Source organism: Pseudomonas quasicaspiana (assembly GCF_021147825.1).
Taxonomy (GTDB): Bacteria; Pseudomonadota; Gammaproteobacteria; order Pseudomonadales; family Pseudomonadaceae; genus Aquipseudomonas; species Aquipseudomonas quasicaspiana.
This window is the reverse complement of sequence record NZ_JAGTPI010000064.1, coordinates 24392-33601: the sequence shown is the minus strand read 5'-3', so window position 1 is coordinate 33601 and position 9210 is coordinate 24392. Positions and strand designations below refer to the sequence as shown.

6 protein-coding genes are annotated in these 9210 nt (G+C 57.8%); 3 read left to right on the top strand and 3 right to left on the bottom strand.

Features of this window, described 5'->3' with window-relative positions:
• Positions 1-191: 191 nt before the first annotated feature.
• The 3 genes from KDX30_RS25200 to KDX30_RS25190 all read right to left on the bottom strand — a co-directional run bounded on the left by KDX30_RS25200 (position 192) and on the right by KDX30_RS25190 (position 2916).
• Positions 192-245, bottom strand: coding sequence for a hypothetical protein (locus KDX30_RS25200; protein ID WP_231677796.1), 54 nt, complete (start codon positions 243-245; stop codon positions 192-194).
• A 25-nt stretch (positions 246-270) separates the two neighbouring features.
• Entirely contained in the window at positions 271-1419 is a 1149-nt protein-coding gene (gene yiaY, locus KDX30_RS25195; protein WP_231677794.1) for an L-threonine dehydrogenase, read from the bottom strand.
• A gap of 279 nt (positions 1420-1698) precedes the next feature.
• Positions 1699-2916, bottom strand: coding sequence for a class I SAM-dependent methyltransferase (locus KDX30_RS25190; protein WP_231677793.1), 1218 nt, complete (start codon positions 2914-2916; stop codon positions 1699-1701).
• Between the two features lie 365 nt (positions 2917-3281).
• On the opposite strand from KDX30_RS25190, the gene bglX reads away from it, so the two are divergent.
• The 3 genes from bglX (at position 3282) to KDX30_RS25175 (ending at position 8840) form a co-directional block, all read left to right on the top strand.
• Positions 3282-5591: a beta-glucosidase BglX gene (gene bglX / locus KDX30_RS25185; RefSeq protein WP_231677792.1), complete on the top strand. Its 2310-nt coding sequence runs from the start codon at positions 3282-3284 to the stop codon at positions 5589-5591.
• 157 nt (positions 5592-5748) lie between these two features.
• On the top strand, positions 5749-7518 hold the full coding sequence (locus tag KDX30_RS25180) for an ATP-binding protein (protein ID WP_231677791.1): 1770 nt from the start codon (positions 5749-5751) through the stop codon (positions 7516-7518).
• A complete protein-coding gene (locus tag KDX30_RS25175; protein WP_231677790.1) occupies positions 7512-8840 on the top strand; it encodes a sigma-54-dependent transcriptional regulator in 1329 nt (442 codons plus the stop codon). Before KDX30_RS25180 ends, KDX30_RS25175 begins: the two co-directional genes overlap by 7 nt.
• Positions 8841-9210 lie beyond the last annotated feature (370 nt).

Genomic DNA, 9210 nt, shown 5'->3' with positions numbered 1-9210 from the left:
TTTCATCTGTAGGAGCGCGCCCGCGATCGCGTCAGCACAGGCAATATATTCATCGACTGACAGGCCGAATCGCGGGCAAGCGCGCTCCTACAGGGTCCGTGTTTGCTGCGCGACAGCGTGGTGTCAGGGACACCGGGGCGACTCCCACAAAAACAGCATTTCAAATCAAGCCTCTGTGCCCCCCACCTTCCCTACTGCTCCACCACTATCTCCGGCAAATCCAGCCGTCGCATGTAAATCCGCAACGGCTCGCCCAGGCGCAGACGGCAATCACAGTGCGCGGCGGAAGATGTCTTCTATCTGCGCCTGGTCAGCCGGACGCGGATTGGTCAGTCCACAAGCGTCTTTCAACGCGTTGGCTGCCAGGACCGGGAAGTCTTCTTCCTTCACCCCCAAGGCCGTCAGCCCCGGCGGAATGTCGATGGAACCCGCCAACGTGCGAATCGCATCAATCGCCGCACGGGCGCCCTGCTCCGGCGCCAGGCCGCGAATGTCGGCCCCCATGGCATGCGCCACATCCGTCAGGCGCGCTGGGCAGACCGCGGCATTGAAACTCTGCACATGGGGCAGCAATACGGCATTGCACACGCCATGGGGCAAGTCATAGAAACCGCCGAGCTGGTGGGCCATGGCATGCACAAAGCCCAGGGACGCATTGTTGAACGCCATGCCTGCAAGGAACTGCGCATACGCCATATTTTCTCGTGCTTCCATGTCTGAGCCATCGTCCACTGCACGGCGCAGATAACCGGCGATCAGTGACATAGCCTTCAGAGCGCAGGCATCGGTGATCGGCGTGGCGGCGGTCGACACATACGCTTCGATGGCATGAGTCAGGGCATCCATACCGGTAGCAGCGGTCAGCGACTTTGGCATCTTCGCCATCATTGCCGGGTCATTGACGGACAGCAGCGGTGTAACGTTGCGATCGACGATGGCCATTTTTACGTGGCGCACCTCATCAGTGATGATGCAAAAGCGGGTCATCTCACTGGCCGTGCCCGCAGTGGTATTGATCGCGATAAGGGGCAATTGCGGGTTCTTCGAACGGTCCACGCCTTCGTAATCACTGATATGCCCACCGTTGGTGGCGCATAAGGCAATGCCTTTGGCGCAATCGTGGGGCGAGCCGCCACCCAGTGAGATCACGAAATCGCATTGGCGCTCACGCAATATGGCCAGACCGCTTTCGACGTTGCTTACGGTCGGGTTGGGTTTGGCGCCATCGAACACCACTGAGTCAATGCCCTGCTCGACCAGCAGCCCGGCGATCTGAGTCGCCAGGCCTGCCTTGGCCAGACCTGCGTCGGTGACAATCAGTGCTTTGAGAAAACCGTATTTACGGATCGCCTGCATGGCTTCGTCGAGACAGCCAAGGCCCATGATGTTCACGGCGGGAATGAAAAAGGTGCTGCTCATGATGGAACCTCGGCGTGATCGCCTGCGCGTGGGGAATGCTTACAGCATGCGCGCGCCGAGGAAGGGGGAATTGATCTGGCTCAATGAATTGAAAGGCTCAAAGTGATTCCGACCTGTGGGAGATTTTATGTTGGCCTGCAAACACAAATCCGTGGGAGCGAATTCATTCGCGAAGGCGGTCATACATCCAACAGAAATCTAACGGATGTAATTCAGCATTCGCGAATGAATTCGCTCCCACAGGATTAGGCACGCCAGTCCGAATGTGGCCGTATTTACTTAGCTGATAAACCCATCCGCCTGCAGCAACGTTTCCAGGCACTGCTCCTGGATACCGTAGAACTCTTTCAGTTCCTGGATTTTCGCCAGTATCTCAGTGGACTTGAGCGGCTCGGCGCGTTTGACGGCCAGGATCATCTTGTTCTTGTTGGTGTGCTCCAACGAGATGAATTCGAACACTTTGGTTTCGTAACCACAGGCTTCCAGCAGCAGCGCACGCAGGCTGTCGGTGACCATTTCAGCTTGTTGCCCCATGTGCAGGCCGTATTGCAGCATCGGCCTCAGCAATGTCGGGCTCTGGATCTGCAGGCGAATCTGCTTATGGCAGCACGGTGAGCACATGATGATCGACGCACCGGAACGGATGCCCATGTGAATCGCATAATCCGTGGCAATGTCGCAGGCATGCAGGGCGATCATCACGTCCAGTGCGCTGGGCGCGACACTGCGTACGTCGCCACACTCGAACTTCAGGCCCGGATGTTCAAGGCGAGCCGCGGCGTTATTGCACAGCGTCACCATGTCCTCGCGCAGCTCGAAACCTGTCACCTGCCCTTCAGCCTGCAAAGTGTTGCGCAGGTAATCGTGAATCGCGAACGTCAAATACCCCTTGCCTGAACCGAAATCCGCCACTTTTATTGGCTGATCCAGCTTGAGCGGTGAGGACGTCAGGGCGTGGGAAAACACTTCAATGAACTTGTTGATCTGTTTCCACTTGCGTGACATGGACGGGATCAGTTCATGCTGCTTGTTGGTCACGCCCAAATCAGTCAAAAACGGGCGGGTCAATTCCAGATAACGTTTCTTCTCACGGTCATGGCCCGCAGCCGGTGCTTCGCGCTCCTGCTGGGCCTTGCTCTTGAACAGCGTGCTCTTGCCTTTTTTGCCGAACTCCAGCTGGACCTCATCGCTCAACGACAGCAAGTGCGCGTTCTTGAAAGACTCGGGCAACAGTTGCGCGATGACCTGCACCGCCTCAACCAACGGGAAGTTCTTGGTGATGTCCCGGGTCTTGTAGCGATAAACGAAAGACAGGCAAGGCTGATCCTTGACCGTCAACGCCTTGATGATCACCCGCTGCAACTCGGCTTCGTCGCCTACGTATTTGGCCAGCACCAGCTTGATGAACGAGTTCTGGGAAAGACTGTTTTCCAGCAGACTCAAAAACTGCGCACGATGATCCTGTGCGGGCTGGGTGGAAGTAGCGGTGACTGACATCTAAAAACGCCTCGGGACGAACTGATAGCAAAGGCGGCTATTTTAGGTGGTTAAGGCGTCGGAGGTTGGATTAATTGATGAAACGCAGCTTTGCAAGAGTGAGCCCGGATTGTCGAGCCCCGCACTGTTTGTTACTTTTTGATTCCGAATCGATGACATGGCTTTAGCCAAAACGGAAGTTCCCCTGCATAATCCGTGGCCTGCGTCGGGCTATCGAAACATGCGCTCACAGATACATAAGTGCGCTGATAATTACTGTGACAATCTGCAGTCCTGGCCGATAAGAACTACCAAAGGTCTAAACCCATAAAATATGGCTGCCTGTTATTTAATGCGAGTTGCGGGCAAGCCTTGAGAAATCATTCATGAATAAGCTGTGTTTACTCGGTCTTCTGGTCGGTCTGGCCAGTCAGCCAGCGTTGGCTGCGAACAATGTCAACGCCCCGGCTGCCAATGGCCAGGCCACGCTGCAAGCAAAAAACGCCTTCATCGCGAACTTGATGAAGCAAATGACCCTCGACGAAAAGATCGGTCAGTTGCGCTTGATCAGCATCGCCCAGGACATGCCGCAGCCGATGATTCTCAAGGAAATTGCTGCGGGCCGCATTGGCGGAACGTTCAACTCCATTACCCGCTCGGAAAACCGCCCGCTTCAGGAAGCTGCTGTCGCCAAAAGCCGTCTGAAGATTCCAATGTTCTTTGCTTATGACGTCATCCACGGCCATCGGACTATTTTCCCGATCAGCCTTGGCATGGCCGCCAGCTGGGACATGGCCGCCATAGCCGAGACCGGCCGCATTTCGGCTATCGAAGCCAGCGCCGACGGTCTGGACATGACGTTCGCCCCGATGGTGGATATCTCCCGCGACCCACGCTGGGGTCGTAGCTCCGAAGGTTTCGGCGAAGATACGTATCTGGTTTCGCGCATCTCGAAAGAAATGGTCAAGTCGTTCCAGGGCGCAAATGTCGCGTCTGCCGACAGCATCATGGCCGCCGTCAAACACTTCGCCCTGTATGGCGCAGTGGAAGGCGGTCGGGACTACAACACCGTGGACATGAGTCCGACCCGCATGTATCAGGATTACCTGCCGCCGTATCGCGCAGGTATTGATGCAGGGGCTGGCGGTGTGATGATCGCGCTCAACTCGATCAATGGTGTACCGGCTACCTCCAACAAGTGGCTGCTGCAAGACCTGTTGCGCAAGGATTGGGGCTTCAAGGGCGTGACCATCAGCGACCACGGTGCGATCAAGGAACTGATCGATCATGGGGTCGCGAAGGATTACCGCGAAGCCGCGAAGCTGGCTATCAAGGCCGGCGTTGATCTGAGCATGAACGACAAGGCCTATGGCGAAGAGCTGCCAGGTCTGGTCAAGAGCGGCGAAGTGTCCGTGAAGGAAATCGACAGCGCGGTCCGCGAAGTGCTGGGTGCCAAATACGACATGGGCCTGTTCGCCAACCCGTACCTGCGTATCGGCGATGCCGCTCAGGATCCGGCTGACACTTACTCTGAAGACCGTCTGCACCGCACAGAAGCGCGTGACGTTGCCCGCAAGACGCTGGTATTGCTGAAAAACCAGAACGAAACGTTGCCGCTGAAGAAGCAAGGCACCATCGCCGTGATCGGCAGCCTGGCCAAAAGTCAGCTGGACATGCTCGGCAGCTGGTCTGCCGCGGGTCGCCCGAATCAGTCGGTCACCGTGTATGACGGTCTGGCCAATGCTGTCGGCGACAAGGCAAAACTGCTTTACGCCCGTGGTTCCAACATTAGCGATAACGAACACATCCTCAACTACCTGAACTTCATCGAGCACGAAGTTGAAGTAGATCCACGTCCGGCGCAGGAAATGCTCGACGAAGCGGTGAAGACAGCTGAACAGGCCGACGTCATCGTCGCAGTCGTGGGCGAATCTCGCGGCATGTCACACGAATCCGCCAGTCGCAGCAGCCTGAATATCCCTGCCACACAGCAGGCATTGATCAAGGCACTGAAAGCCACCGGAAAACCGCTGGTACTGGTGTTGATGAATGGCCGTCCGCTGGTACTGGTCGACGAAGTCGAGCAAGCCGACGCGATCCTGGAAACCTGGTTCCCGGGCACCGAAGGCGGCAACGCTGTGGCTGACGTGCTGTTTGGCGACTACAACCCGTCCGGCAAGCTGGCGATGTCGTTCCCGCGTTCGATAGGTCAACTACCGATCTATTACGCGCACCTGAACACCGGTCGTCCGTACTCGACGGAAAAACCTGGCAACTACACGTCGCATTACTTCGAAGAAACCAACGGCCCGCTGTTCCCGTTTGGTTTTGGCCTGAGCTACACACAGTTCGATGTGTCCGATATCACCCTGTCTGCCAAGGACCTGCCACGCAAAGGCAAGCTGACCGCCAGCGTGACCGTGAAGAACACGGGCAAGGTCGCGGGCGAAACCGTGGTTCAGCTGTACCTGCGTGATGTTGCAGCGTCCATCAGCCGCCCGGTCAAAGAGCTCAAAGGCTTCGAGAAAATCATGCTGAACGCGGGCGAAGAGAAAGTCGTGACCTTCACCCTCACAGAAGAAGACCTGAAGTTCTTTAACCCGCAGTTGAAATACGCTGCCGAAGCGGGTGAGTTCAAGCTCATGATTGGCCTGGATTCTGCGACGGTTAAAGAGACGAGCTTTAATTTGTTGTGATCACCGCGGCCTTCCCCTTGTGGGAGCGAGGCTTGCCCGCGATAAAGACGCCGCAGATATCAGGTATATCGCGTCCAGCCTTATCGCGGGCAAGCCTCGCTCCCACAGGAGTTAGCATTCCAAACCAGCTAATGCGCAAATCCCGGCTGCCCCGCTCATGCCCTCCATTTCCCGATCCCTGCGCATAACCCTGTATGTCCTGCTGATCCTGGCGGGCGCTGCTGTGTCGGCGGGTTTGGCCATGCGTCAGGCGCAGCGTCATGGCGTAGAACAAGATGCTGCGCGGGCACAGGATCAGCTTTCACTTTACGCCAACACCCTGCATACCCTCATTGAACGCTACCGGGCATTGCCTGCGGTTCTCGCACTCGACCCGGAACTGCGCGCTGCCTTGAATGGCCCGATCACTGCCGTTTCCCAGGATGCCCTGAACCGCAAACTGGAGAAAATCAACGGCGCGGCGCAATCATCGACCTTGGAGTTGATGGACCGCAATGGCCTGGCCATCGGCGCCAGCAACTGGCGGCTGCCCACCAGTTACGTCGGCCACAACTACGCCTTTCGCCCGTATTTCCAGCAAACCAAAGCCACAGGCGTTGGACGCTTTTACGCGGTGGGCGTGACCAGCGGCATTCCCGGTTATTTCCTTTCCCACGCGGTGACAGGCGATACGGGAGAATTCATGGGGGCGATGGTGGTGAAGCTGGAGTTTCCCGACCTTGAGCACGAATGGGCCAAGGGCGACGACCTGTTGCTGGTCAGCGACGCGAAGGGCATCGTCTTTATCGCCAGCCAGCCGCACTGGCGTTATCGCGAACTGCTGCCCATCGCCGCGCAAGATCGCGCCGAGCTGTCCGCGACTCGCCAATACGACAAACAACCGCTGTCGCCGCTGCAACGTACTGAGCTGCGCGAATTCAACAAGCAAAGCCACCTGACTCGCGTGCAGGGTCCGGAGGGCGAGGCCGATTACCTGTGGCAGTCCATGCCGTTACCCGCCGAAGACTGGACCCTGCACCTTTTGCGCAAACCGCAACTGGCCAGCGAGGACGCCCGAAACGCAGCGCTGGCCGCAGCGGGCACCTGGCTGACGCTGGTGTTTCTCGGATTGTTTCTCTATCAACGCTGGCGGCTGGCGCGGCTGCGTGAAAACAGCCGTGACGAACTGGAACGTCAGGTGCAGGAGCGCACCCGGGATCTGCGCACTGCGCAGGAAGGTCTGGTGCAATCGACCAAGCTTGCCGCGCTGGGGCAGATGTCTGCGGCACTGGCCCACGAAATCAATCAGCCCCTCACCGCGCAAAGCATGCAATTGGCTACCCTGCGCCTGCTGCTGGATCACGGGCGAATTGACGATGCTTACAAAGCGCTGGAGCCGCTGGATCAACAGTTGATACGGATGAAGGCACTGACCGGCCACTTGAAAACCTTCGCCCGCAAAAGCCCGGGAGGTTTGCGCGAACGACTGGATCTGGCGGCGGTGGTTGATCAAGCCTTGTTGCTGCTGGACTCGCGACTGCGCGACGAGCATGTTGATTGCGTCCTGAACCTGACCAGACCGGCCTGGGTGCGCGGCGATGCCATTCGGCTTGAGCAGGTGCTGATCAACCTACTGCGCAACGCGTTGGACGCCATCCGTGACAAGCCCGTCAAACGCCTCGAAATCCGTATTCATTCAGAGCAGACGCGCTGGCTTATCAGCGTGACGGACAGCGGCGGCGGTATTGCCGAGGAGCATCTGGCAAACATTTTCGATCCATTTTTCACCACCAAACCTGTTGGCGATGGTTTGGGATTGGGGCTTGCCGTGTCCTATGCCATCGTCCACGAATTGGGTGGACGGTTGAGCGCCGAAAATCAGAACGATGGCGCGCGGTTCTGGTTCAGCCTGCCCAATGACTATCTGGAGCCTGATCCCGCATGTTGAACTCAGTGATTGTGGTCGACGACGAAGCCCCGATTCGCGAAGCCGTGGAGCAATGGCTGAGCCTGTCCAGTTTCAATGTTCAGGTCTATAGCCGCGCCGAAGACTGCCTGGCGAATTTGCCCGAACATTTCCCCGGCGTGATTCTCAGCGATGTGCGCATGCCGGGCATGAACGGTATGGAGCTGTTGAGCCGCTTGCAGGCAATTGATGCCGACCTGCCGGTGATTCTGCTGACCGGCCACGGCGATGTGCCTATGGCGGTGGATGCCATGCGCGAAGGTGCCTATGACTTTCTCGAAAAACCCTTCAGCCCCGAAGTACTGCTGCGCAATCTGCGCCGCGCGCTGGAAAAACGCGAGCTGATTCTGGAAAACCGCCGCCTGCACGAACAGGCTGACACCCGGACTCAACTGGAGACCACGCTGCTGGGCGTTTCCCCCGGCCTGCAAACCTTGCGGCGTCAGGTGCTGGACTTGTCGCAACTGCCGGTCAACGTGGTCATTCGCGGTGAAACCGGCAGCGGCAAGGAAATGGTCGCGCGCTGCCTGCATGACTTTGGCCCTCGGGCAAACAAGCCTTTTGTGGCGCTCAACTGTGCGGCAATTCCGGAGCAGTTATTTGAGGCCGAACTGTTCGGCCACGAGAGCGGCGCGTTTACCGGAGCCCAGGGCAAACGCATCGGCAAGCTTGAGTACGCGGATGGCGGCACGCTGTTTCTTGACGAGATAGAAAGCATGCCGCTGGCTCAACAGGTCAAGCTGCTGCGCGTTCTGCAAGACAAGAAGCTGGAGCGGTTGGGTTCGAACAAGGCCATTGACGTCGATCTGCGTATTGTCGCGGCCACCAAACCCGATCTGCTGGAAGAAGCCCGTGCCGGACGCTTTCGCGAAGACCTGGCTTATCGGCTGACGGTGGCCGAGTTGCGCCTGCCGCCACTGCGCGAACGGCGTGAAGACATTCCCCTGCTGTTCGCGCATTTCGCCAGTGCGGCTGCGCAACGTCTGGGCCGCACTGCCCCTGAGCTCAGTGGCGCACAGTTAGGCCAGTTGCTGAGTCATGACTGGCCCGGCAACGTTCGCGAGCTGGCCAACGCGGCCGAACGGCAGATTCTCGGCCTGACGTCGTCGCCAACAGTGCAGACCGATCCGGGACAATCCCTCGCGGCTCAACAGGAAGCCTTTGAGGCGCAATGCCTGCGTGCCGCTCTGGCCCGTCACAAAGGGGATATCAAAGCCGTGCTCGAAGAACTGCAACTGCCACGCCGGACCTTGAATGAGAAGATGCAGCGGCATGGGTTATTGCGCGAGATGTTTGTCGAGTAAGTCTGCCTGGGCTGATGCGGCTACTGTCGAACTAAATGCAATCTTCTAGATTGAACCCATCCCCTGTGGGAGCGAGGCTTGCCCGCGATGCATGAGACGCACCTATAAGCCGTTCCGCGTTATCGTTTATCGCGAGCAAGCTCGGCTCCCACAAAGATCCCGGCGGAGTACCAGGTAAAGTGTAAATCGCTACATCACGTTGCTCGTTAGCTCCAGGTCCAATATCCAGCTAACTGCCAACGACATAGTGATCTCAAAAAAGATTGAGCGACTCAAAAATCGGCAATTTTCCGCCTACCCCAACACCATCAATAAGCGGATTTCCGCTCATCGCTCATATCTCACCCCCTCTAAACCGGCCTTTCCTCAT